This window comes from Bifidobacterium sp. LH_491 (assembly GCF_056356495.1).
Map to the genome: position 1 here is coordinate 1,405,815 of NZ_JBKEUI010000001.1, position 24,456 is coordinate 1,430,270.

Annotated in this window: 18 protein-coding genes and 1 pseudogene; 4 read left to right on the plus strand and 15 right to left on the minus strand. The window is 59.8% G+C overall.

The window, feature by feature from the left end; translation table 11 throughout:
* Nucleotides 1-33: 33 nt before the first annotated feature.
* On the minus strand, nt 34-1,596 hold the full coding sequence (gene hflX, locus AC1AWK_RS05475) for a GTPase HflX (RefSeq protein WP_476569641.1): 1,563 nt from the start codon (nt 1,594-1,596) through the stop codon (nt 34-36).
* Between the two features lie 181 nt (nt 1,597-1,777).
* Here hflX and AC1AWK_RS05480 point away from each other — a divergent pair, with 181 nt between their 5' ends.
* The 3 genes from AC1AWK_RS05480 (at nt 1,778) to AC1AWK_RS05490 (ending at nt 7,623) form a co-directional block, all read left to right on the plus strand.
* Nucleotides 1,778-2,455 (plus strand): class I SAM-dependent methyltransferase, encoded by a 678-nt coding sequence (locus AC1AWK_RS05480; protein WP_476568804.1) that lies wholly within the window; start codon nt 1,778-1,780, stop codon nt 2,453-2,455.
* Nucleotides 2,456-2,512: 57 nt separating this feature from the next.
* Nucleotides 2,513-6,586, plus strand: coding sequence for an ATP-dependent RNA helicase HrpA (gene hrpA / locus AC1AWK_RS05485; protein ID WP_476568806.1), 4,074 nt, complete (start codon nt 2,513-2,515; stop codon nt 6,584-6,586).
* Nucleotides 6,587-6,648: 62 nt separating this feature from the next.
* Nucleotides 6,649-7,623 (plus strand): hemagglutinin, encoded by a 975-nt coding sequence (locus AC1AWK_RS05490; protein ID WP_476568808.1) that lies wholly within the window; start codon nt 6,649-6,651, stop codon nt 7,621-7,623.
* Nucleotides 7,624-7,704: 81 nt separating this feature from the next.
* Here the strand turns inward: AC1AWK_RS05490 and AC1AWK_RS05495 are convergent, their stop codons facing one another.
* The 7 genes and pseudogenes from AC1AWK_RS05495 to hisD form a co-directional block, all read right to left on the minus strand.
* Nucleotides 7,705-9,042 (minus strand): glutamine synthetase family protein, encoded by a 1,338-nt coding sequence (locus tag AC1AWK_RS05495; protein WP_476568810.1) that lies wholly within the window; start codon nt 9,040-9,042, stop codon nt 7,705-7,707.
* Between the two features lie 146 nt (nt 9,043-9,188).
* Nucleotides 9,189-9,911, minus strand: coding sequence for a bifunctional 1-(5-phosphoribosyl)-5-((5-phosphoribosylamino)methylideneamino)imidazole-4-carboxamide isomerase/phosphoribosylanthranilate isomerase PriA (gene priA / locus AC1AWK_RS05500; protein ID WP_476568812.1), 723 nt, complete (start codon nt 9,909-9,911; stop codon nt 9,189-9,191).
* Nucleotides 9,912-9,988: 77 nt separating this feature from the next.
* Nucleotides 9,989-10,621, minus strand: a pseudogene (gene hisH, locus AC1AWK_RS05505) (imidazole glycerol phosphate synthase subunit HisH); the annotation flags it as partial.
* Nucleotides 10,622-10,692: 71 nt separating this feature from the next.
* A complete protein-coding gene (locus AC1AWK_RS05510; RefSeq protein ID WP_476568814.1) occupies nt 10,693-11,346 on the minus strand; it encodes a hypothetical protein in 654 nt (217 codons plus the stop codon).
* Nucleotides 11,346-11,945 (minus strand): imidazoleglycerol-phosphate dehydratase HisB, encoded by a 600-nt coding sequence (gene hisB, locus AC1AWK_RS05515; RefSeq protein WP_476568816.1) that lies wholly within the window; start codon nt 11,943-11,945, stop codon nt 11,346-11,348. The genes AC1AWK_RS05510 and hisB overlap by 1 nt, the downstream gene beginning before the upstream one ends.
* 50 nt (nt 11,946-11,995) lie before the next feature.
* A complete protein-coding gene (locus AC1AWK_RS05520) occupies nt 11,996-13,192 on the minus strand; it encodes a histidinol-phosphate transaminase (protein ID WP_476568818.1) in 1,197 nt (398 codons plus the stop codon).
* Nucleotides 13,189-14,583: a histidinol dehydrogenase gene (gene hisD, locus AC1AWK_RS05525; RefSeq protein WP_476568820.1), complete on the minus strand. Its 1,395-nt coding sequence runs from the start codon at nt 14,581-14,583 to the stop codon at nt 13,189-13,191. The genes AC1AWK_RS05520 and hisD overlap by 4 nt, the downstream gene beginning before the upstream one ends.
* A 193-nt stretch (nt 14,584-14,776) precedes the next feature.
* Between hisD and AC1AWK_RS05530 the strand changes: the two genes are divergently transcribed.
* Complete coding sequence (locus tag AC1AWK_RS05530; RefSeq protein ID WP_476568821.1) at nt 14,777-15,664, plus strand: PPK2 family polyphosphate kinase; 888 nt, start codon at nt 14,777-14,779, stop codon at nt 15,662-15,664.
* A gap of 65 nt (nt 15,665-15,729) precedes the next feature.
* Here the strand turns inward: AC1AWK_RS05530 and dnaE are convergent, their stop codons facing one another.
* The 7 genes from dnaE to ftsZ all read right to left on the minus strand — a co-directional run bounded on the left by dnaE (nt 15,730) and on the right by ftsZ (nt 24,443).
* Nucleotides 15,730-19,281, minus strand: a complete 3,552-nt coding sequence (dnaE, locus tag AC1AWK_RS05535) for a DNA polymerase III subunit alpha (RefSeq protein ID WP_476568823.1) — start codon at nt 19,279-19,281, stop codon at nt 15,730-15,732.
* Nucleotides 19,282-19,432: 151 nt separating this feature from the next.
* Nucleotides 19,433-20,350: an RluA family pseudouridine synthase gene (locus AC1AWK_RS05540; protein WP_476568827.1), complete on the minus strand. Its 918-nt coding sequence runs from the start codon at nt 20,348-20,350 to the stop codon at nt 19,433-19,435.
* Nucleotides 20,347-20,910, minus strand: coding sequence for a signal peptidase II (locus tag AC1AWK_RS05545; protein WP_476568829.1), 564 nt, complete (start codon nt 20,908-20,910; stop codon nt 20,347-20,349). Before AC1AWK_RS05545 ends, AC1AWK_RS05540 begins: the two co-directional genes overlap by 4 nt.
* Nucleotides 20,911-20,936: 26 nt before the next feature.
* The gene (locus AC1AWK_RS05550; protein WP_476568831.1) at nt 20,937-22,250 is read right to left on the minus strand and encodes a DivIVA domain-containing protein; all 1,314 of its coding nucleotides are present in this window, start codon (nt 22,248-22,250) and stop codon (nt 20,937-20,939) included.
* A gap of 99 nt (nt 22,251-22,349) precedes the next feature.
* Nucleotides 22,350-22,640, minus strand: coding sequence for a YggT family protein (locus AC1AWK_RS05555; RefSeq protein WP_476568833.1), 291 nt, complete (start codon nt 22,638-22,640; stop codon nt 22,350-22,352).
* Nucleotides 22,641-22,744: 104 nt separating this feature from the next.
* On the minus strand, nt 22,745-23,218 hold the full coding sequence (locus AC1AWK_RS05560) for a cell division protein SepF (protein ID WP_476568834.1): 474 nt from the start codon (nt 23,216-23,218) through the stop codon (nt 22,745-22,747).
* Between the two features lie 31 nt (nt 23,219-23,249).
* A complete protein-coding gene (gene ftsZ, locus AC1AWK_RS05565; RefSeq protein ID WP_476568836.1) occupies nt 23,250-24,443 on the minus strand; it encodes a cell division protein FtsZ in 1,194 nt (397 codons plus the stop codon).
* Between the last annotated feature and the right edge of the window lie 13 nt (nt 24,444-24,456).

Genomic DNA, 24,456 nt, shown 5'->3' on the forward strand with positions numbered 1-24,456 from the left:
ACTAGTCACATTGTGCAGTCGGCATCATGGCACTTATGCCGCAGTAGGTTGCGGCCCGTCTGACGAAGGTATCGAAGTGTCGGACGGCAATGCCTGATCCATAATCTGCGCGGCCAGCGCCCCATCGACGTCGGCTTCCAGCAGCACGCCGTCGTCACGATATTCGATCTGGTCCACCACACCGTATTCGCGTACTTTCGACAGCACCGAACCACTGGAGTACGGCAGCACCGCGCGCACATGCACACGCGGCACCGGCAGCAACGATTCCACCGCATCGCGCAAATCCTCGATACCCTCGCCACTGGCAGCCGATACCTGCAAGGCATCCGGCATCAACTGCGCCAATCGTTCGCGCGCCGCCCCATCCATGCGGTCTGCTTTGTTGAACACCACCAGGCAGGGAATTTCGTCAACACCTGCAATCTGCGACAGCACGGCGTTCACGGCATCGATCTGCGACATCGGGTCGGGATGCGACCCATCCACCACATGCACGATAAGGTCGGCGTCGCCCACTTCCTCCAGCGTCGACTTGAACGCCTCCACCAACTGTGTGGGCAGACGGCGCACGAAACCGACGGTATCGACCAACGCATAATAACGCCCGTCGCGCGAGCGAGCACGGCGTACCGCCGTATCCAACGTGGCGAACAGAGCGTTCTCCACCAATTCGCGCGAGCCGGTGAGCTGATTCGTCAACGACGATTTGCCCGCATTGGTGTACCCCACCACCGCCACCGTCGGCAGCGCATAGCGTCGGCGAGCGCCGCGTTTGACATCTCGCGCGGGTGCCATGTGTTCGATGTCGTGACGCAATTTGGCGATGCGGCTGCGTATGGCGCGACGGTCCATTTCGATTTTCGTCTCGCCCGGGCCTCGCGAACCAATGCCGGCATCTGCGGCCGCGCGTCCGCCCGCCTGCCTCGACAGCGACGCGCCCCAACCGCGCAGTCGCGGCAGCATGTACTGCAGTTGCGCAAGCTCCACCTGCGCCTTGCCTTCGCGGCTTGTGGCGTGCTGGGCGAAAATATCAAGAATCACGGCTGTACGGTCCACCACCTTCACTTTGGTGGCGTCCTCCAGGGCACGGCGTTGGCTGGGCGGCAGATCGTCGTCCACCACGATGGTGTCCGCTTCCTCACGCGCCACGACGCCGGCGATCTCCTGCGCTTTGCCGGAGCCGACATAGGTGGCCGCGTCGGGACGGTACCGATGCTGCAACACGCCGTCGCACACCACGGCGCCTGCGGTTTGCGCCAATGCCGCCAACTCGCGCAAGGATTCCTCGGCCTGCGCCAGCGTCGTCTCCCGGCTGGACCATACGCCCACCAACACCACGCGTTCCAACCGCACCTTGCGGTATTCGACTTCGGTGACATCCTGCAACTCGCCCAAACCGGTGACATGCTTGAGCGCATTGCGCGAAGTACGCTCCTGCCACAGGTCGTCGCGTTCTTCGCCGATCAGCCAGGACCGCCCCTTGTCGGCAATCAGCACGTCGGATTCGTCGGAGAGGATGCCACGCGATTCATCACGCGCGGCGTCTTGGTCGGCGACGGTCGGTTCCGCAACGAAATTCTGGGCAGTATCCATAGGAATATCCGAATACGACTCGTTCATGAGCTCCTCGTCGCGTTCACGATTGTGTTCTTGATTCAACGGCACCTCTCAGTATTGCACTATGGTCGTTATTATCATCATCTTGGCAGACATGCCGCGCGAACGCCATCCGTCCGGAGCTCACGCGCGGCACACCCTTGGCGAAGGAGTACCCATGGCACGGCGACAGCGCGAACACCAGCACAGCGAATCCAGCCGCACACCAGACGCGCAGCCGCGCGGCGGCGAGCAATATTTTGCCTCGGCACCCGCCTCCCAAGACGTGCGGCGCACCCTGAACGTCACCTTGCGCGGCATACCGGCCGCCGTGGAAACGTCAAACGGCGTATTCTCCGCCCACCGTTTGGACCTAGGCACCTCCGTGCTGCTGCGCGAAGCTCCCGAGCTGCCCGCGCATGGCACCTTCCTTGACATCGGATGCGGCTGGGGCCCCATCGCATTGTCCATGGGCCTGCAATCGCCCGAAGCCACCGTATGGGCCGTGGACATCAACGAACGCGCCCGTGACCTGACCCGCGCGAACGCCGAGGCCAATGGCCTGTCCAATATCACCTGCGTCGAGCCCGAAGCGGTTCCCGAGACCGAGCGTTTCGACGTCATCTGGTCGAATCCGCCCATCCGCGTCGGCAAGGAGGCCTTACATGCATTGCTGATGACCTGGCTGCCGCGCCTGTCCGAGCAGGGCGTCGCCTATCTGGTCGTCCAACGCAACCTCGGCTCGGATTCACTCATCCCCTGGCTGGCCGAACAGCTTGGACAAGGCTACGAAGTCAGCAAATACGCCAGCGCCAAAGGCTTTCGCGTCATCGAAGTCGCACGCGTCGACGCCTGACCGCGCGCCGCACCTCACGCCAGCCACACCAGCGCCCCTTTCCAGGTAAGGACATCCATGCGTTTCACGTATCCGCCGCAACTGCCGGTCAGTGCCTCCCACGACATCATCATCGAGGCCATACGCACCCATCAAGTGGTGATTGTTTCCGGACAAACCGGCTCGGGCAAAACCACCCAGCTGCCAAAAATGTTGCTGGAAATGGGGCGCGGTGCCGACGGCAGGCAAATCGTGCACACCCAACCACGCCGGCTCGCCGCCCGCACCGTCGCCGAACGCATCGCCGAAGAAATGGGCGTACGACTGGGCACCGAAGTGGGCTACCAAGTCCGATTCACCGACGAAAGCTCCGCGGACACACGGTTGCGCGTGGTCACGGACGGCATTCTGCTCGCGCAAATCCAACGCGATCCCACACTCAGCCGATACGACACCATCGTGATCGACGAGGCGCACGAGCGCAGTCTGAACATCGATTTCCTCCTCGGCTACCTCACCGCACTGCTGCCCAAACGCCGCGATCTCAAGCTCATCATCACGTCCGCCACCATCGACTCAGAGAAATTCCGCGAACATTTCGCCAACGCCCTGCATGAAGACGTGCCGGTCATCGAAGTGTCGGGACGCACCTACCCCGTGCAGATCGTCTACGAGCCGCTTGGATCCGCACCAACGCTGATGCGGCACGTGCCTGGATTCGCCGATGGTGTCATGCCCGGCAGCGACGATTACGGCGATCCCGACGCGACCGCGATGGACATGCCCACCGCGGTGGCCCGCGCCTGTGCCGAGCTGGTCATCCACTCCAGCCATGTGCAAGGTCCGCGCGACATCCTGGTGTTCGCCGCCGGAGAGCGCGACATCCATGACTTTGAAACCGCGCTGCGCCGCCATTTCGGCACTCGCACTTCGGATATGCGCCGCCCGGACGCCCTCGAAATCATGCCGCTGTTCGCACGGCTCTCCTCGCAGCAGCAGCACAAAGTCTTCGAGCCACACGCTCACCAACGCATCGTCATCGCCACCAACGTTGCAGAAACCTCGCTGACCGTGCCTGGCGTGCGTTACGTCGTCGACCCAGGCATGGCCCGCATCTCGCGCTATTCCAAAACCGCCAAGGTGCAGCGTCTGCCCATCGAGCCCATCTCGCAAGCCAGTGCCGACCAACGCTCGGGACGTTGCGGACGTATCGCCGACGGCATTGCGATACGCCTCTACGCGCGCGACGATTATGAAAACCGACCGCGCTTCACCGAACCGGAAATCCTACGCACTTCGCTGGGAGCCGTCGTACTGCACATGCTGTCGGTGGGCGTGGCGAAAAATGCGGACGACGTGACGCATTTCGGATTCATCGACCCGCCCGACACCAAAGCCGTATCCGATGGATTCAATGAATTAACCGAGTTGCGTGCCATCGGCCGGCGACACGGCGAAGTAACCCTCACCCGTATCGGCCGCCAGCTCGCCCGTATCCCCATCGACGTGCGGTTGGGGCGCATGGTTATCGAAGCGGCAGCCAATACCACGCCGAACACGCTGGCCGCCGTACTGGTCATCGTGGCGTTCCTCAGTTTGCAGGACCCACGCGAACGGCCCGACGAGCAGCGCGAGGAAGCCGATCGCATCCACCGCCGCTATGCCGACCCCACCAGCGATTTCCTCACTGCGCTGAATGTGTGGGATCATGTGTTCCAAGCCGACGGCGAACCCAGCAACAGTGCCCTGCGCCGTTTGTGCGCCGCGGAGTTTCTTCACCTGCCACGCATGCGACAATGGCGCGATCTGGTCAGCCAACTGCGCCAGATGTGCAAGGAGCTGCATTTCAAAGTCGGCGATCCGCTCCCCATCAGCCGCCCGGAACTGACTGTAAGGCAACTGCCCAACAACCAGCAGGCCGCCCATAGCCTGTGCTGTTCGTGGGACAGCCAAGGCATCCACACCTCCATGCTGGCCGGCTTATTATCCATGATGGGTATGCAGGTGATCCGAGAACCCAAGGCCTCCGATTTCGCGGGATTGTCCGGAGCCGCCAAGGCACGCGCCATGAAACGCGCCGCGAAGATGGCGTACAACGACTACCAGGGCGCACGCGGCACGCGCTTTTCGCTGTTCCCCGCCTCCGCAGTCGCCAAAAGCACGCCACCATGGGTGATGAGCACCGAACTGGTGGAAACCTCGCGGCTATGGGCACGCTACTGCGCGGCCATCGATCCGGCATGGGCCGAACCGCTCGCCGGATCGCTCACCCGCATCACCTATGCCGAACCCCATTGGTCAGGTTCGCGCGGAGCGGCCGTCGCCAATGCCACCGTACTGCTATATGGATTGCCCATCGTACAAGGACGAGCCGTGCAATGGGGACGCATCAACCCCGCCCAAGCGCGTGATTTTCTCATTCGCCAAGGATTAGTCGAGGGCGACATCCAACAACGGTTTGCCTATGACGGTTTTGTCCAGGGCAATCTGGACATCCTGCAGAACGCCGCCGACGACGCCAATCGAACCCGGCATACCGCCGGCACGGTCAACGACGAAGATCTGGTGGATTTCTACCAATCCGTCATCCCTCCGAACGTCACTTGCGTCTCCGAGCTGGCCGCATGGGTCAAGCGCGAGCATGCCGACAATCCCAACGCACTCACCTTTGATCCACAGGCCGTCGAGCGCTTGCAGGACAGCGAATCCGTAAGTCTGGACGACTACCCCGACCGATGGCATACGCTCGGCACGGACGGCACGCCGTTCAGCCTGCGATTGAGCTACGTGTATGATCCACACGACCCCGCTGACGGCGTCACCGTACACGTGCCGCTTTCCGCGCTGTCACGGCTCACCCCGGAACAATTCACCTGGAGCGTGCCAGGCTTGCTCGACGAGCTGATTCTTGCGATGATCAAATCCCTGCCCAAAGCATTGCGCGTGCAATTCGTCCCCGCACCGGACAGCGCACGCGCCATCCGCTCCTGGATTGACGAGCATTATCCCGATTTGCCCGGCCGCGCCGACGGAGACACCCCGCTGCTACCGCCGCCCAACCCCCATACCGGCACCGCCGCCTGGCAGGATTTCGCGCATGTGTTCACCCAAGCGGCCATCGCCACCGTAGGCGCGCAAATCCATCCGGAGGTCTTCACCGAAGCACAGCTTGCCAAACTCGCGCCTCATCTGCGCATGACCTTCGCCATAGAAAAGCCTGCCCCTGTGTCCAACAACCGACGCCGCCGGCAGACACGACGCACCATGACGGTGCTGGGTACCGGCAAATCGCTGGTGGAGCTGCAGCGCCGCTTTGCCGACGAAGCTACCCGCAGCGCCCGCCATATGGTGCAACGGCGAGCCGAGCAAGCCCAAGCGCAAGGCCATGTGGTCGAACGCGCCAACCTGTTGCACCAAGCCGGAGCCACTACCCAACGACGCGCCAGCATGCTCTGGCAAGGGGCGATGGACGCCCTGAAGTTACCCGACGAGCGTATCACCTCACGATGGCTAGGCACCGAAGCATTGATGCTGGCCTCCGCCCCCTACGATTCCTCGGCAGCGCTGGCGCAAGATCTGCAGCTGGCGGCCGTCAAACGATTGCTGCCCACCATCGATGAACTTGCCGACGACCTGGCCCTGGCCCAAGCCATCGACGGAGCACGCGAACCATTTGAAGACACCGTGTATGCCGTCGCCCACGACGTAATCGCCATATTGCGCCGATACGCCGACGTACAGCATGCGGTATCCGGCCCCGCGGATTTGCCCATGCTTGCCGTACTGCAATCGATACGCGAACACGCGGCGGCATTGGTACGCCCCGGATTCATCGGCAGCACACCACCGGCGTACCTTCCGCATATCGACCGTTATCTACACGCCGACATCATGCGTCTGGACAAAGCCAAAACCGACAAAAACCGCGATGTACGATGGGCATGGCAGGCAGACGAGGCCAAACAACTGGTGGACGCTGCCACCAAACGTGCCGCATCTACCCCGCCGGGACCACGCCGCGATGCGCTTGAACAGCAAGCCGAACACGCACGATGGCTGTTGGAAGAGTTCTATGTCTCCCTCTGGGCGCAGGAACTGGGCACGGCACACCCCATCAGCATCCAACGCCTACGCAAGGCGTTGACCGCATAACACCACGGCTGCACGGACCCCCAGACCTCGACTGCGCAAGTCCACGAACGAAAGGCAACCCCATGAACGCCCCCACACAATACCAGCAACGGCAACGACGCCAGCGGCAAGGTACCCCTCGGCGAGGAGGAACACGATCCCACAGCCGTCACCCGCTGCCGGTCCGCATGATACGCGCCTACGTCCGCCGTTGGAAACGCGGCAACCGGCAACAACGACGCCGCCAAGCCGCGATCACGCTGGTGGCCTTATGCTGCGTGATCGCGCTGGTGGCCGCACTCGTGCAGGTCGTGCGCTACCATATCGCCGTCACCGCCGCACGAAGCAACCAAGCCGCACTCAGCGCACTATATGACTTCAATCCCGGCAACATCATCGACGACGCGCACTTCTTCAATCCCGACGCCATGACCCGCGACGAGGTGCAACAGTTCCTTGATGACCATGTGTCCCAAGGCTGCTCCGAAGGGCAATGTCTCAATACCATGACCTTCGACACCACCGATCAACCAGCAGACGACTACTGCAACGCCTACGCAGGCGGCACCGGGCAACGCGCCGCGGATATCATTGACGGTGCTGCACGAGCCTGCGGCGTCAGCCAGCAAGTATTGCTCACCATGCTGCAAAAAGAACAGCAACTTATCTCCACCGTCAACCCCAGCGACTTCCAACTCAAAGCGGCCATGGGCTTAAGCTGCCCCGATAACGATCATTGCGATCCGCAATACGCCGGATTCTTCCAACAGGTGTATGGCTCGGCCAAACGCTACCAGTATTACCGCGTCCACGAAGACCAGTACGGCTACCATGCCCGACGCCTCAACTACGTGGCGTATAATCCCGACCCGTCCTGCGGCGGCGACACCATCTACATTGAAAACGACGCCACCGCGCTGCTCTACATCTACACGCCGTACCAGCCCAACACCGCTGCACTGAAAGCCGGCGCAGGTACGGGAGACTCCTGCTCGACGTACGGCAACCGCAATTTCGCTCTCATCTACACCGGCTGGTTCGGTTCGGCACATAACTGACACGACCGCAGCCGATATGCAATCAGTCTCCTACACAACTGGCCGGGACCGCAACTATCGACACAGCCCCGGCCAGTTCGCTCACAATTTGGGCAGATACTTCGCCAACTCGTACGGCGTCACCTGACGGCTGTATTCATCCCATTCCTGACGTTTGTTGCGCAGGAAATACTCAAACGCATGCTCACCCAGCACACCAGCTACGAAATCGGACTTCTCCATCAACTTGAGCGCCTCGTCCAACGAAGACGGCAGCGGCTGGATGCCCATCGCCTGACGCTCGGCATCTGTCAGCTCCCACACATCGTCGCTGGTAGGCTCGCACAAGGTCATCTGCTGTTCGATACCGTCCAAACCGGCTGCCAACAGCACCGAATACGCCAGATACGGATTCGCCGTCGGATCGAGCGCACGAAACTCCATACGTGCCGAATTGCCCTTGCCGGGCTTGTACTGCGGGATGCGCAGCAACGCCGAACGATTGTTATGCCCCCAACACACGTAGCTGGGTGCCTCATTGCCGCCCCATAGACGCTTGTATGAATTGACATACTGGTCGGTAACTGCGCAGATCTCCGCTGCGTGATACAGGATGCCGGCCGCAAACTGCCGGGCGGTCAACGACATGTTGAACTCCTGACCGGCCTCATAGAAGGCATTCGTGTCGCCCTCAAACAAGCTCAAATGCGTGTGCATGCCCGATCCGGGTTGGTCCGGCAACGGCTTGGGCATGAAGCTCGCATACATGCCACGTTCCAAGGAAATCTCCTTCACCACCGTACGGAACGTCATGATGTTATCCGCCGTGGCCAGCGCGTCGGCGTAGCGCAAATCAATCTCGTTCTGCCCAGGGCCGCCCTCATGGTGGGAATATTCCACGGAAATGCCGACCTGCTCCAACATACTCACTGCGGCATGGCGGAAATCCATGCTCGAACTACGCGGCACATGGTCGAAATACCCGCCTTCATCGATGGGTGTCGGCGGGCGGGACCAGTCTTCCTGATTGTCAAAGAGATAAAACTCGATCTCCGGATGCACGTAGAAGGTGAAGCCCTTTTCCTTCGCTTTCGCCAAGGCCTGCTTCAATACGTGACGCGGGTCGCCCAAGGATGGCTCGCCATCCGGCGTCAAAATATCACAGAACATGCGGGCCGTGCCCTGCTCACTGCCACGCCACGGCAGAATCTGGAACGTGGACGGATCTGGCTTGACAATCATATCGTCCTCGGATACGCGGGTCATGCCCTCAATGGCCGAACCATCGAAGCCCAAGCCTTCCTCGAAGGCCGCCTCCAACTCGGCCGGCGCGATCGCCACCGACTTCAATGTGCCCAACACATCAGTAAACCAAAGACGAATGAACCGCACGTCGCGCTCTTCGACGGTGCGCAACGCAAATTCTTGCTGCTTATCCATGCATTTATCGTCTCACACGCATGTTACGAATGTCGTGTTCGTGTCAGTAGGTAAACACGTACCCGACATCGCGCCAGGATCATACCGGCAGACATACGACAAACACCGACGAACGTCACGTACTCATCCGGCAAAATCCGGCGAGCTCAGGCTACGGCCAGCGCCTGAGGCAGCGTAAACGCCCCCGCGTACAAGGACTTGCCCAGAATCACCGCATCCACGCCCACGGATTGCAGCGTCGCCACCGCGCGCACATCATCGAGACTGCCGATGCCTCCCGAAGCCGTCACATGCGCACTCGTACGGCTCGCCACCTCGCGGAGCAAATCCACATTCGCCCCCGACAGCATGCCGTCACGGCGCACATCGGTAACCACATAGCGCGAGCAACCCGCCTCGTCCAGCCGAGCCATCACGTCGAACAGATTGCCGGCATCCCGCACCCAGCCACGCGACGCCACCGTGTGCCCACGCACATCAAGCCCAACGGCCACCCGATCGCCGTACTTGGCGATCATACGCGCGGTCCACTCCGGACGTTCCACCGCAGCCGTGCCGATATTGACTCGAGCCGCGCCCGCATCCAAGACGGAACGCACGCTGTCGTCATCACGCAGTCCGCCGCCCACCTCAATGCGCACACGATCGCCCAAACGCTCCACAATCTCGCGGATATGCGCGCGATTATCCCCCGTGCCAAACGCCGCGTCCAAATCCACCAGATGAATCCACTGGGCACCGTCATCCACCCACCGACTGGCGGCGTCCAACGGCGAACCGTAATCGGTTTCCGACCCCGACTCGCCCTGCCGTAACCGCACGGCACGGCCATCTCGCACATCCACAGCCGGTAACAATGTCAACGTCATGATGCCACCTCATCCTTTCCAACTTGCACACCGCCGGCCTGCATCTCGCCATCGCGCGTAGCATGCACCGCCAGGCGCACCCAGTTGCGCAACAGCCGCATACCCGCCTCGCCCGATTTTTCCGGATGGAACTGCGTGGCGCACAAACTGCCGCGTTCATAGGCCGCCACAAAACGTGCCTGTCCATACTCGCACCACGTCACCAACGACGGCGGATCGCCCACCGCACGCCACACCTCATCATGCGCGTCACGCGCCTGACTCACCCCATACGAATGCACGAAATAGAAGCGCTCCTGCGCCACGCCATCCAACAGCCTCGAGCCAGACGGAGCCTCAACGGTATTCCATCCCATATGCGGCACCACGGGAGCGTCCAGCAAGCTCACCTCACCATCAATCAGCCCCAGTCCATCGGCGTGGACGCCATGCTCGACACCGCGACCAAACATAATCTGCTGTCCGACGCACACGCCCAACACCGCCTTGCCGGCACGCACACGACGACGAATCAGCTCGTCGCCGCCAGCCTGACGCAGCCCCTCCATGCACGCGGCGAACGCACCCACCCCGGGCACCACCACGCCATCGGCCTGCCATGCCTGGTCAATGTCGGCGGTAAGCATCACATCCACGTTCAGCCCCATCAGCGCACGCATCATCGAACGCACATTGCCGAATCCGTAGTCGAACACCACAATCGAGGTCATTGCCCCGTCCTTTCCACCCATAATCCATGCCAATCACGCTCGGCCCGCCGCATACCGCGGCCCGACAACCGTCAGATCCCGGACGGATCCCTGCCAATCCGCATATGGTCGGCAATCACACGCATGGCTTGCTCACGCGATAACGACGACACGTCCACCATATCGGCACCGGACTGCGCCACTTCACTTACCGTGCTGATACCCAGCAACAAATCCTCAACAAACGGCGCAGTCGCCGCGAACAACACCGGCGGCGGCACCAACTCACAAGGCCTCCCGTCCCGATAAACGTGCGTATCCAACTTATCGGCACGATTCACGGACAACACCACTTCCAAACCGGACACCACTTCGGTGATATCACGCGCCGCCGCTTCAGGAGCATCGCCATCCAGCGCACGCAGTACCGCCGTGGCACCATGCTCGGTATACAGGCATTGCGCCGAAATATCGGACAGTTGGCAGAACGCCGCCAGCAAATCCGCCGAACTTATGCTGGTGACAATCAACGCCATCTTTGCCTTATTGCCCAGCAAACCCTGTAGTTCGTCGTCGAAACTCGTCGCAGATTCGCCCTCGCCAACCGAATCATCGCGCGCCGACATATCGGCGAGTTCGCGCTCGAACCCGGCCATCGCCGCGGCAATGGCCTCGTCGCTTAACGCATCGCCCATATCGTGCGACTGCATCGCATCCTCACGCGCGTCGTCATCACCATCGCTCATTACAGTGCCCCTTTCGTGCTGGGAATGCCCTCCACGCGAGGGTCCAACTCTACAGCGTAGCGCAACGCCCGCGCCAAGGCCTTGAACTCCGCCTCCGCGATATGATGCGGATCGCGCCCGGCCAGCAGCCGCATGTGCAGGCAGATGCCCGCATGGATGGCAATGGATTCCAACGCATGACGCACCAAAGAACCGGTGAAATGTCCGCCGATCATCGCATAGGCGAACCCCTCGGGCTCGCCGGAGCACACCACGTAAGGACGTCCGGATACATCAACCACGGCATGGGCCAACGCCTCATCCAACGGCACGGTGGCATCGGCAAACCGGCGAATGCCACGCTTGTCGCCCAATGCCTGCCGCAGGGCCTCACCGACCACAATCGCCACATCCTCCACCGTATGATGGGCGTCGATATGGGTGTCTCCCGATGCCCGAATGGTCATATCCATCAAGCTGTGCTTGCCCAGTGCAGTCATCATATGGTCGAAAAACGGCACGGACGTATCAATATTCGTCTTGCCGCTGCCATCAAGATTGAGCGTCACCTCCACGCTGGATTCGCTGGTGTTGCGCACTATCGAAGCCGTTCTTGCCATATCGCACTCCTTGGTTGCTTCGCGGATGGCCACCGCCACCGCCCTGATCGTTACGCCTGCCGTGATTCCACGGCACGCAAGGACTCCACTAGCGCTTCGCGGAACGCCGCCATTTCCTCATCCGTGCCCATGCATACGCGCATCCAGCCACGGGGGCCGACGGCGCGAATGAGCACACCGCGCGAAAGCATCTCGTCAAACAGTGCGTCGCGGTCCTCGAACGCGCCGCCGAACATAAGGAAATTCGATGCCGACTGAGCAACGTTCAACGGTACGCCCCGATAGGTCTGCTGCGCCAACCATACTGCGGTTTGCTCACGTAGTTCGCGCAAATGAGCCACCTGACGAAGCTGTTCGTCGGCATGCTCCAACGCCGCCACCGCAGCAGCTTGCGTAATGGCCGACAGATGATACGGCAGTCGTACCACACGCAGCGCGTTGATCACGCCGCTGGCAGCCACCACATATCCCACACGAGCACCGGCGAAGGCAAAAGCCTTGCTCATGGTGCGGCTCACCACCAGATGGTCCCACTCGCCCAGCAGACTCACCGCAGATGCCGTTGACGGGTCACGGAATTCGATATATGCCTCGTCGACCACCACCAACGGATGCACGCCCTCACCAGCGCCCCGCACTGAACATTCGCGGCATGCCGCCATAATGGCGCACAACTCATCGACGCCCAACATAGTGCCCGTAGGATTGTTCGGACTGGTGAGCACCACCATGGCCGGACATATCTGCGCAATCGCCTCCACCGTGGCCGCCACATCCACCGTGAACACATCGGTACGCGGCACCGTGCGCCATGTGGTGAACGTGTCACGGGCGTATTCGGGATACATGGAATACGTCGGATCGCAGCCCAACACCGTGCGACCGGGACCACCGAACGCTTCGAACAGCTGCAGCATGATCTCGTTCGAGCCATTGGCCGCCCACACCTGGACCGGATCAAGCCGCACGCCGGACTCGCGTACCAGATAGTCGCACAACGCCCGACGCAACCGCATATGCTCACGGTCCGGGTACCGGTTCAGGGTTACGGCCGCCTGACGCACCGCATCGGCAATGGCATCCGCCACCACCGGGCTTAGCGGATACGGGTTCTCATTGACATTCAGACACACCGGCACATTCAGCTGGGGAGCGCCATACGGCTCCTCGCCCAGCAAATCATTGCGCAACGGCACGTCGACAGGAATCGCCGACTGCGCCGCGCCCTCAGCGACAGCATCGCTCATCGCAGTCCCGCCTCTCGCTCCTGCTCAGCCAAGCTGGCCTTGTCATACGGATCCGCCACGAAACGGCTCAGCACGCTTTCGCCATGCGCCGGCAAATCCTCCGACACAGCGAAGGTGTTGATGCGGGACGCCAACTCACGCAAACCAGACTCGTCGTATTCGATAACCTCCACCGGCTTGAGGAAGACATGCACGCCCAATCCGGCGGCGAACCGCGCCGTGCCTCCCGTAGGCAGTACATGGTTGGAGCCACTCATGTAATCACCCAACGGCACCGGCGAATATGGCCCACGGAAAATCGCACCAGCATTGCGGATACGCGGCACCACCTCGTCCGGATCAGCGGTGTGAATTTCCAAATGCTCGGCCGCATAGGCGTTCGCCACGGCAATCGACTGATCCAGGTCATCGGTGAGGACCACCGCCGACTGCGTACCAGTCAACGCGGTGCGCACACGATCGGCATGCTTGGTATGCGGCACACGACGAGCCAGCGACTCCTGCACCCGCTGCGTCAGCGATACGCTGTCGGTAATCAGCACCGAACCAGCCAGCTCATCATGTTCGGCCTGGCCAATCAAATCAGCAGCCACCCATTCGGCATTGGCACCCTCATCGGCCACAATGCCGATTTCCGTAGGACCTGCCACCGCATCGATGCCCACGATACCCGACACCAGACTCTTGGCGGTCGCCACAAAAATGTTGCCCGGCCCGGTGATCTTGTCCACCGGCTCGCACAGTATCTCGCCATCCTGCGGCTCGCTGCCCTTGGCACCGTAAGCGAACATCGCCACCGCCTGTGCACCGCCAACCGCATACACCTCATCAATACCCAGCATGGCGCAGGTCGCCAAAATCGTCGGATTGGGCAGGCCCCCATGCTCGCGGCTCGGCGGCGTCGCCACTGCCAAGGACGACACACCCGCCACCTGCGCGGGCACGGCATTCATAATCACCGAGCTGGGATACACCGCCTTGCCGCCCGGCACATACAAGCCCACACGCTCCACCGGCACCCACCGTTGACTCACGCGAGCGCCATCGGCCAAATCCGTGTGGAAATCCTGCGGCACCTGCGATTGACACACCGCACGGCTGCGGCGCACCGATTCGGCAATGGCTTCTCGCACGTTCGGATCAAGCTCGTCCAACGCCCGTTGCATCGCTTCGGCGGGCACGCGAAGATCGTGTACCTGCACATGGTCGAACTGCTCCGCATATTCACGCAATGCCGCCGCTCCCCGCGTGCGTACGGCGTCCATGATGGGTCGTACCAATTCGCTGGCGGCGCTGGTGCCCATTGCGGCGCGCGGCATGGCTTCCAACAATGCCGCGCGAGTCAAGTGTTGTCCCCGTAAATCAATGATGCGCATGAGATTGTCAGTCATGCCACCATCGTAACAACGCCATCTCCCCAACATTCATTTCCCCACAGCAAAATGCCACATCGTGAGATATGCATGAGGTCTCGATACGCCCACAGATAAAACGTATACAGCGCACACGGACGCATAATGGAATCAATCCGCCACACGGCAAAACGACGGCGGTTGTCAGTATTTTCCACGGCAGGAGCCTTTTATGACCACATCCATCACCCATCGACTCACCGACACCCTATGGGACAGCGACCCGCGCCCCCTACTCCGTTGGCATGGCGAAACATCTGTCGCCGACATTGCCGCCGACGGTACGCCCGGCTTCACTGGAAACAAAAAACAAGCGCAACGAGCCATCGAAGCGTATGGTGAGCGCATCGCAGACCTGCAGGATGTGCTCTACGCCAATGGCATCGCAGGCGGCTCACGCAGACTCTTGCTGGTACTGCAGGGCATGGATGCTTCAGGAAAAGGGGGTATCGTTCGGCACGTCTTCCACCAAGGCAATCCCATGGGAATCCACTATCATGGCTTCGGCAAACCCACGGAGGAAGAGTCCTCGCACGAATTCCTCTGGCGCATCCGCAAGGAGCTGCCGGAACCGGGATGGATCAGCGTCTTCGACCGTTCACATTACGAAGATATCGTCGTCCCTCATGTCACCGGAAGCTTCCCCGAAACCGTATGGCGGCCCCGATACGAAACCATACGTGAGTTCGAAACCCAACTCGTCAATGACGGGTGCGCAGTCATCAAGGTATTCCTGGTCAGCAGCAAACAAGCGCAGCTCGTACATTTTCTTGAACGTTTGGATAATCCTCAGAAGTACTGGAAATTCGACCCTTCCGATCTGCAAGCCCGCGCACGTTGGGACGATTATATGGATGCATGGCGAGAAACGTTCGAGCACACCGACGCGGATGCGGCGCCATGGTATCTCGTGCCCGCCGACCACCGCTGGTACTCGCGCCTAGTCGTATCCACACTGCTGTATCACGCACTCCAGGACATGGGTCTCAACTGGCCTTCCGCCACATGTGATTTGGCAGAGGCGAAGCGCTTACTCAGCGAGGAAACCTGTACCGACTAGTCATGGATGCGACCTGCCCGTCCGGGACGCATTCGCACCCAAGATCTGGACAGGTCGCCGCTTCTCTATGCCCCCGGCAAGCTTGCCGAACCAAATAGCATCTTCAACTCGCCGAACAAACTTGTATCTCGACGCACGCGGAAGCGATCGCCCAAAGTCAGCACTTTGGCGTTGCCTGCCTCGTCCAGCACGGCAAGCTTCACCTCGCAATATCCCGGATAGGCGGTGAGCACTCGTCCCAAACGCTCAACATGATGACGGTCCAAAGCACGTTCGGCAATAGCGATCACCAATGGGCGCTCATCAGCCGCTTCCAAGCTGGGCACTTCCATCTCCGTAGCGCGCAAACTCACCGTCTCCTCACGCACATCGACGTGACCACGCACACGCACGACGGTATCCACTGCTAGATCAGCGGCAGCCGCCTCATAGGCTTTGCCGAAGAACATGCACTGAATCGAGCTTTCCATATCTTCGATGGTGACCAATCCCCACGCGTTGCCCTTTTTGGAAATCCGTCGTTCCACCGAAGTAATGAGACCAGCGATAGTCACTTCCTGACGATCCGGCATGGTCGGCGCACGGTCGATCACATGTGCGATGGACATTTCCCGCAGACCCGCCAAAATGGCGCTCATGCCACTGAGCGGATGGTCGGAAACATACAAGCCCAACATTTCACGCTCGAAATTCAGCTTGGTTTTCTTATCCCACTCTTCAATATCAGGCACGCTGACGTTCATATCGCCCATCTGGTCGTCGTCATCATCGGCGTCGGCGAACAGATCGAACTGTCCTTCGGCTTCTTTGCGCTTCAATCCCACCACCGAATCGATGGCGGCCTCATGAATCTGCACCAGCGCCCGGCGATTCGGGTCGATGGAGTCGAAGGCTCCCGCTTTGATCAAGGATTCGATCATCCTGCGGTTCAACGCCGTAAGCGGCACACGCCGAATGAAATCCATGAAATTGACGTATTTGCCACGTTCTCCGCTGCGCTCGGCGATGATATCCGCCACCGGCTTCTCTCCCACGTTGCGCACCGCGCCCAATCCAAAACGCACCACATCGCCGACGGCTGAATACTCCAACACCGATTCGTTGACATCCGGCGGCAGCACCTGAATGCCCATACGGCGCGCCTCGCCCAAATACAGGGCGGTTTTGTCTTTGTTGGTACTCGCTCCCTGCAACAACGCCGCCATGAATTCCACGGGATAATGTGTTTTCAAATACGCCGTCCAATAGGAGATCAGCCCATATGCCGCAGAATGCGCTTTGTTGAATGCATATCCCGAGAACGGCACGAGCACATCCCACACCGCTTGCGCCGCCTCCTGCGAGTAGCCATGTTCCTTCATGCCGGCAAAGAACGGCACTTGCTCCTTGGCCAGCACTTCCGGCTTCTTCTTACCCATAGCACGACGCAACACATCGGCTTTGCCCAAGGAATATCCTGCCAAAATACGTGCGGCTGACTGTACCTGTTCCTGGTAGACGATCAGACCATAGGTCTCGTCCAGCACCGCTTTGAGCGGTTCCTCCAATTCAGGATGAATCGGCATGATCTGCTGCTGGCCATTCTTACGCTTGGCATAATTGGTGTGCGAATCCATATCCATAGGGCCAGGGCGATACAACGCGATCAGTGCGGAAATATCGTTGAAATTATCGGGGCGCAGGATCTTGAGCAAGGCGCGCATACCGTCGGAATCGAGCTGGAACACACCGAGCGTATCCCCCCGCGACAGCAGTTCATAGGTCGCCCGGTCATCAAGCGGAATGTCACGATGATCAATGGACTGCTTGCCATTGGCCTCGATATTGCGCAGGGTGTCACGAATCACCGTCAAGTTGGAAAGCCCCAGGAAATCCATCTTTACCAGTCCCAGGGTTTCACACGTATGGTATTCAAAGGTTGTGGTCACCGTACCATCCGTACGTTCCATCAACGGCGAGGTGTCGGTGATGGGTTCCGAACCCATGATAGTAGCGCACGCATGCACACCGGTCTGACGAATCAGTCCCTCAATACCCATCGCCTCATCCGTGATGCGGCGCACATCATTGTCGGACTCGTACAGCTCCCGGAATTCACGCGCTTCGGCATACCGCTTGGAATGCTCGTCAAAAATATCATGCAACGGAATATCCTTGCCGCCGGTTGCCGCCGGAGGCAGCGCCTTGGTCACCCGCTCGCCCATCGAGAACTCATATCCCATAATGCGGGCAGAATCCTTAAGCGCCTGCTTGGTTTTGATGGTACCGTAAATCACGCACTGCGCCACCTTGTCATGACCATACTTATCCGCCACGTATTCCAGTACACGGGCGCGACCTTCCGGATCGAAATCCACATCGATATCCGGCAGCGACACACGCTCAGGATTAAGGAAGCGTTCAAAAATCAGGCCATGTTCCAACGGGTCGAGCTCGGTAATCCCCATGGCATAGGCCACCATCGATCCTGCGGCCGAACCACGGCCAGGCCCCACCATCACCCCGTGATGCTTCGCCCAATTGATGTAATCCGCCACCACCAAAAAATAGCCGCAGAACTGCATCTGGCAGATCACGCCGCACTCATAATCCGCCTGCTGCAGCACGTGCTGCGGCACATTGCCGTGATAGCGGTTCTCCAGACCTTCTTCGACCTGTTTCAAGAACAGTGACGTTTCGTCCCAGCCTTCCGGGCAAGGAAACTGCGGCATGAACGCGCCATCCTCACCATCATCAAACATCACATTGCAGCGTTCTGCAATGGCCAAGGTATTGTCGCAGGCATCAGGGAACTCTTTGAACAGTTCGCGCATCTGTTCGGCGGTTTTGAGGAAGTAACCGGAACCATCAAACTTGAATCGATCTGGGTTGTCCAATTGCGATCCAGAATTGATACACAGCATGGCATCCTGCGCATCCCTATCGGACTCCAACACATAATGAGCATCGTTCGTCGCCAGCAACGGCGCATCCAAGCGTTTGGCGATATCCAGCAACTCCTTCGTCACCCTGGTTTCGACGTCCAGCCCATGATCCATCAGTTCGATGAAGAAATTCTCTTTGCCGAAGATATCCTGTAACTCACCGGCGGCACGCAATGCCTCATCAAATTGCCCCAAACGCAACCTAGTCTGCACAATGCCCGACGGACATCCCGAACCGCAGATAATGCCTTCGGCGTAGGTGGACAACACATCCTTATCCATACGAGGATAGCGCATCACACGCCCCTCGAGGTTGGCCACTGACGACGCCTTGATGAGATTGCGCAATCCCTCATCCGTCTGCGCCCACAAGGTCAAATGCGTAATCAAACCACCGCCTGAAACATCATCCGAACGCTGTGCTTCCGTACCCCAATGCACACGGCTTTTATCCTGACGAGCGGTTTCCGGCGTCACATAGGCTTCGATGCCAATAATCGGCTTAATGCCCTTACTCACCGCAGCGGACCACAACTCGTATGCACCATGCATATTGCCATGATCGGTAATGCCCACCGCCGGCATCCCCAACTCAGCCGCACGATCGACCATCTGCGGAATCTTGGAAGCACCATCCAACAACGAATAGTGCGTGTGATTGTGCAGATGAACGAAATTTCCGGATTGAGCCATGAGTCCAACTCTACCTCATGGCATCCGGCTCACCACGATGGCAGGACGACACTCCGCGTAGCCAGCCGAAGTCACGGCGTGTATTGCCATGCCGGGGCTACATCATCTCTGCAATGCCCCATTCACCCAGACATATCCCACGAACGCCAGCTTATTCGTGCCGCCGACGCATCGCGACCAAAGCCTGCATCAAATCCGTGGGATACTGAGATTCCACGCACGTCCATACCTTGGTGCGCGGATGGCGGAACTCAAGCTTCATAGCATGCAACCACTGCCGCCGCATACCCAATTCCTGAGCCAATGTGGGATTCGCGCCATACATGGCATCGCCCACCAGAGGATGCCCTATTGAAGAGAAATGCACCCGAATCTGATGGGTGCGCCCGGTTTCTAAGTTCACCGACACCAATGTCGCCTCACCAAAACGCTCCACCACATCCCAATGAGTAATCGCAGCTTTGCCCGCAGGAGTCACGCAAAATCGAAAATCCGACACCTTAGCCCGGCCAATAGGGGCATCAATCGTCGCCTTATCCTCGCGAATATTGCCCTGCACCAGCGCATGATAGGTTTTCTGCACCTCATGTTCGGCAAACTGGCGACGCATCTCCTTATACGCCAACTCCGACTTGCATACCAGCATAAGACCGGAGGTTCCCACATCCAAGCGGCTCACAATCCCCTGACGACCAGCAGCACCATACGAGGTGATGCGCACCCCGCGCTCCAACAGGCTGCCCAACACCGTGGGACCAGTCCACCCGACGGAAGCATGGGCTGCCACGCCAACCGGTTTGTCCACCACGACAATGTCGTCATCCTCATACACCACGGCCATATCGTCGGCAATGGGTTCAGGTTCCTCATGTTCCTCGACCAGCGAAAACTCGACCATGTCGCCGACAAGCAGCGTCGCCGATTTGCCGGAATCACGGCCTACGATGCGTGCCTGTCCATCGGCAATCAGATCCGCAGCCTTCGCCCGCGACACACCCAACATCTTGGCGACCGCCACGTCGAACCGTTTACCAATCAACGCATCAGGAGCAGGAACCATACCATTCATTGAGCAGCCGACTCCGTTCCCTCATCCACCGAAGCCCGACCAATTGCCGTAGACTGCACATCGCTGCGAGCACGCACCGGCACGCCCACCGCGATTAACACGACGATACCGATGCCCGCAAGCATAAGAATAATGTCAGCCACATTGCCGACCGACCAGCCGTAATTCAGAAAATCCACGACCTTGCCGTCCAGCAGGCCCTGCGCATAGGCCACACGGTCAATCAAGTTACCCAACGCTCCGGCGCAGCCCAACGCGGCGCACACCGTCCAACGACGATCGGTTGACCACAAGGACAACGCCGCCAACGCCACCACCGCAACCATGGCCAGTAGAGAAATCAGCCACGTCATCGACGAACCGACCCCCAACGACGCCCCCGGATTGTGATACAACGTGAACGACAGCAAGCCCGGAATCACCGGCACCGTGCGCCCATCTGCCAAGACGACCTGCGCCCACCATTTGGTGAGCTGGTCAACCGCCAGCGATGCCACCATGACACATGCAAAGACGGCCACGCGTATGCGCAGCCGTCTTTCGCTATACGTATTCACCATATCGAATGCCTACGTCCACTGTGCCTTTACTCGGCAGGCTGCTCGACACGGTTGTAGTTGTTGGTGTCCGACACCTGAGCCTGCAGTTGGGTAAGGAACTCGGTCAGGCGAGCACGATACTCCGTCTCGAACTGCTTGAGACCCTGAATGTTGCCCTCGATAACCTTGGACTGCGATTCGAGGTTCTCACGCACCTGACGGGCATAGGCATCTGCCGAAGAGCGGGTGTTGTTGTCGTACTCGGCGGCACGGCGCTGCACCTCGGACTCATACTGGTCGGCTTCCTCATGCTTGGTCTGCACATACTGGTCGGCCTCGGCACGCTGGTTCTCCATGTACGTGTCGGCGTCCTGTCGGGTGCGGGCCGCATAGCCGTCGGCATCCGAACGCGTCGTTTGCGAGTAGGCGTCGGCCTCGGTGTGCACCGTGGCGTTGTACTCGTCCGCCTCGGCGCGTGTACGATTGGAATACTCGTTCGCCTTGGCTACGGTCTGCTCGTACTCGCGCTGGCTGGTCTCCGTGATTTCCTTCGCCTTGGCCTTGCCCTTGTCCACGTACTGGTCGTGCAGCTGCATGGCCAACGTCAACATGGCCGTGGCACGCTCCGGCTCGGTGGACGCAGCGGCAGCGGCGCCAGCGATCTTTTGCAAGCTGCCGGTTTCGGTGCTCGGCTCCATCTTGGTGAGCTGATCGCGCAACTGCTCCTCACGTAGCTGGGATTCCTTGAGACGCTGGTTGAGCGCCTCGATCTGCGCTTCCTGTTCCTTGGACGCCAGCAACTGCTGCCGGGCGGCCTTCAGCTGCTCCTGTGATTCGGTGAGCTGATGATCAAGCTGTTCAATACGTACGCGGAACTCGTCACGCTCATGCTGCGCGGCTGTGAGCTGCTCACCCAACGCCTTGCTGCCAGCGGCTTCGGCGGCCTGCGCGGTCAACTGGTCAACCTGCGCGCTCAAACGGTCAATCTGTCCCTTGAGCTGCTCATTTTGCGACGCCAACGCACGGTTGCTTTCCTCGGCTTCCGTGAGCTTGGTCTGGGCAACCTGCGCCGCCTGCGAATCCTCATCCGACGACGACGCCGCAGAACGCAGTCCCTCGTTCTCCTCACGCAGGGATTCGACCTGCGCCGTCAACTCGGAAATCTTGCCATTGAGGTTCGCCACATCCGGCCCCAGCGACTGCGTGGACTGGCTGCTCTGCGCCGCCTGCTTACCTAACGCCTCAACCGTTTCGGTAATCTGGTCAAGGAAATCATCAACCTCGTCGACGTCATAGCCTTCCTTGAAACGCACCGTCTGGAAGGTATGCTCCCTAATATCCTTCGGAGTCAACAGAGCCATAAATCTACACCTCGCTTTGAGGGCATACGCCCCTCTACATGTGGGTATCCGTTACCGATGCTAGCACGGAGTGAGCATCGGCACATGCATCGGCGCCGATTAGATGATCACCTGCGCCACCACCAGCACGAAATACAACACCAAAAAGCTGGTGTCGAACATGATGGGGCCCATCGGAATCGGTGGAATATAGCGCCGCAGCCAACGTAGCGGCGGATCGGTGAGTTGGTACACGGCGTGCACCAATGTCGCCACCACACCGCGCGGATACCACCGCGGAGCCAGCACTGCCACCCAGTCAAGAATCATGCGACACACCAGCACCGTCATGTAGGCACCAATCAGCCAATGCACCACGCGAAACAACAACGCCACAAGAAAAAACAGCATGCTCACCAGACTAACAAACCGAGCCTAGGAGCACGCTGTATATACGCTGAACGCGAGTACGGGCATGCCTCCCACACACGACACGCCATACTCATCTGAGGAATTTACTGGGCAAACAGGTCATGCGCCGAGCCATTGGACTGCGGCTCCTCAACCTTGATATTCACCTGCGCCGGACTCAGCAGGAACACACGCGGCGTCACCCGTTCGATGGAGCCACGCACGCCGAACACCACACCAGCGGAAAAATCAACAATGCGATACGCCACCGCTTCCGACACACCGGTAAGGTTCAACACCACCGGCACGCCATCGCGCAAGGCACGCCCTACCATCTGCGCATCCTCATACGACTTGGGATGAATCGTGGTGATGCGGCTGACGCGCCCCTGGAAAGGGTTGGAAGTAGCAGACGAAGACGACGCCGTACCCGACGAGGCGGACGCCATGGGCGTTACCGAATGATCGGAATCAAACGATGACTCCGACTCATGCTCGTCCTCATAGTATTCGGCGTCCTCCTCCGGAACATCGGACATGCCCAGATAGGACATCACACTTTTTAGTTTGCCTGCCATGACGGTTCCTTTCGTTACAGCGCACCCTCAATCAGCGCAGAAAATCGGGGATGTCCAAATCGCCCGGATCATTGGAGGAAATCACCTCATGTTCGGTGGTCTCGTCAAACAGCTGGGCCGACTGATCGGCAGCCGGAGCAAACTGCATGGGCTCGGTCAACGGCGCGGCGTTCACCATCGGCTGAACCGGCTGCGCAGGCTCAGCACGAGGCTCCTCGCGCTGCTCCACCAAAGGAGCCGAGGCCGGTTCCTCCTGCTTAGGAGTGCCATCGAAGCCGGCGGCAATCACGGTGACGCGCACCTCATCGCCGTAGGCGTCATCCAATGTCAGACCCCAAATAATCTGCACCTCCGGATGGCTGGAATTACGAATCAGACTTACCGCGGCAGAAGCCTCCTGCAAACCAAGATCGGTGGAGCCGGCCACGTTGATCAGCACGCCGTGAGCGCCCTCCACGCTGGATTCCAACAGCGGCGAGCTAATGGCGATTTCGGCGGCCTGCACGGCGCGATCCTCGCCGCGGGCCGAACCAATGCCGAACAACGCAGTGCCAGCACCGTTCAGCACGGAACGCACGTCGGAGAAATCGACGTGAATGTACGAATTCATGGTGATGATGTCGGTAATGCCCTGCACACCAGCCAACAACGCGGTATCGGCGGTTTTGAAGGCATCCATAATGCTGATGCTGCGGTCGGCCAATCCCAACAGACGGTCGTTCGGAATGACGATCAGCGCATCGACTTCCTTGCGCAGGTTTTCAATACCGAAATCAGCCGAAGCCGCACGCTGCGGGCCTTCAAAGGAGAACGGACGAGTGACCACCGCTACCGTCAAGGCCCCCTGCTGCTTGGCCGCACGAGCGACAATCGGACTGGCACCCGTACCGGTGCCACCACCCTCACCGCAGGTGACGAACACCATATCGGAGCCCTTCAGCGCCTCTTCGATCTCCGACTGATGGTCCTGCGCGGCCTTAGCCCCCTTCTCCGGGTCGGCGCCAGCGCCAAGACCACGGCTCGTGGCATCGTTCAGCGCAATCTTCACGTCGGCATCGGAACGCAACAAATCCTTGGCATCCGTATTGATCGCCACGAACTCAACGTTCTGCAAGCCTTCATCAATCATGCGATTTACGGCGTTGCCACCGGCACCCCCGACACCGACCACCTTGATATTGGTCTTGCCGTTGAATTCTTCAATCTGGGCAATCTCGCTCACCATTGTCTCCTGTCAC

Excerpts from the sequence above, each read along its gene's own strand:
- hisB (WP_476568816.1), bottom strand. The coding sequence starts at position 11,945 with ATGGCAAGAACGGCTTCGATAGTGCGCAACACCAGCGAATCCAGCGTG.
- hflX (WP_476569641.1), bottom strand. The coding sequence starts at position 1,596 with ATGGATACTGCCCAGAATTTCGTTGCGGAACCGACCGTCGCCGACCAA.
- hrpA (WP_476568806.1), top strand. The coding sequence starts at position 2,513 with ATGCGTTTCACGTATCCGCCGCAACTGCCGGTCAGTGCCTCCCACGAC.
- priA (WP_476568812.1), bottom strand. The coding sequence starts at position 9,911 with ATGACGTTGACATTGTTACCGGCTGTGGATGTGCGAGATGGCCGTGCC.
- AC1AWK_RS05530 (WP_476568821.1), top strand. The coding sequence starts at position 14,777 with ATGACCACATCCATCACCCATCGACTCACCGACACCCTATGGGACAGC.
- AC1AWK_RS05545 (WP_476568829.1), bottom strand. The coding sequence starts at position 20,910 with ATGGTGAATACGTATAGCGAAAGACGGCTGCGCATACGCGTGGCCGTC.
- AC1AWK_RS05555 (WP_476568833.1), bottom strand. The coding sequence starts at position 22,640 with ATGCTGTTTTTTCTTGTGGCGTTGTTGTTTCGCGTGGTGCATTGGCTG.
- AC1AWK_RS05550 (WP_476568831.1), bottom strand. The coding sequence starts at position 22,250 with ATGGCTCTGTTGACTCCGAAGGATATTAGGGAGCATACCTTCCAGACG.
- AC1AWK_RS05520 (WP_476568818.1), bottom strand. The coding sequence starts at position 13,192 with ATGAGCGATGCTGTCGCTGAGGGCGCGGCGCAGTCGGCGATTCCTGTC.
- AC1AWK_RS05490 (WP_476568808.1), top strand. The coding sequence starts at position 6,649 with ATGAACGCCCCCACACAATACCAGCAACGGCAACGACGCCAGCGGCAA.
- AC1AWK_RS05510 (WP_476568814.1), bottom strand. The coding sequence starts at position 11,346 with ATGAGCGATGGTGATGACGACGCGCGTGAGGATGCGATGCAGTCGCAC.
- AC1AWK_RS05495 (WP_476568810.1), bottom strand. The coding sequence starts at position 9,042 with ATGGATAAGCAGCAAGAATTTGCGTTGCGCACCGTCGAAGAGCGCGAC.
- dnaE (WP_476568823.1), bottom strand. The coding sequence starts at position 19,281 with ATGGCTCAATCCGGAAATTTCGTTCATCTGCACAATCACACGCACTAT.
- AC1AWK_RS05540 (WP_476568827.1), bottom strand. The coding sequence starts at position 20,350 with ATGAATGGTATGGTTCCTGCTCCTGATGCGTTGATTGGTAAACGGTTC.
- AC1AWK_RS05560 (WP_476568834.1), bottom strand. The coding sequence starts at position 23,218 with ATGGCAGGCAAACTAAAAAGTGTGATGTCCTATCTGGGCATGTCCGAT.
- hisD (WP_476568820.1), bottom strand. The coding sequence starts at position 14,583 with ATGACTGACAATCTCATGCGCATCATTGATTTACGGGGACAACACTTG.
- ftsZ (WP_476568836.1), bottom strand. The coding sequence starts at position 24,443 with ATGGTGAGCGAGATTGCCCAGATTGAAGAATTCAACGGCAAGACCAAT.
- AC1AWK_RS05480 (WP_476568804.1), top strand. The coding sequence starts at position 1,778 with ATGGCACGGCGACAGCGCGAACACCAGCACAGCGAATCCAGCCGCACA.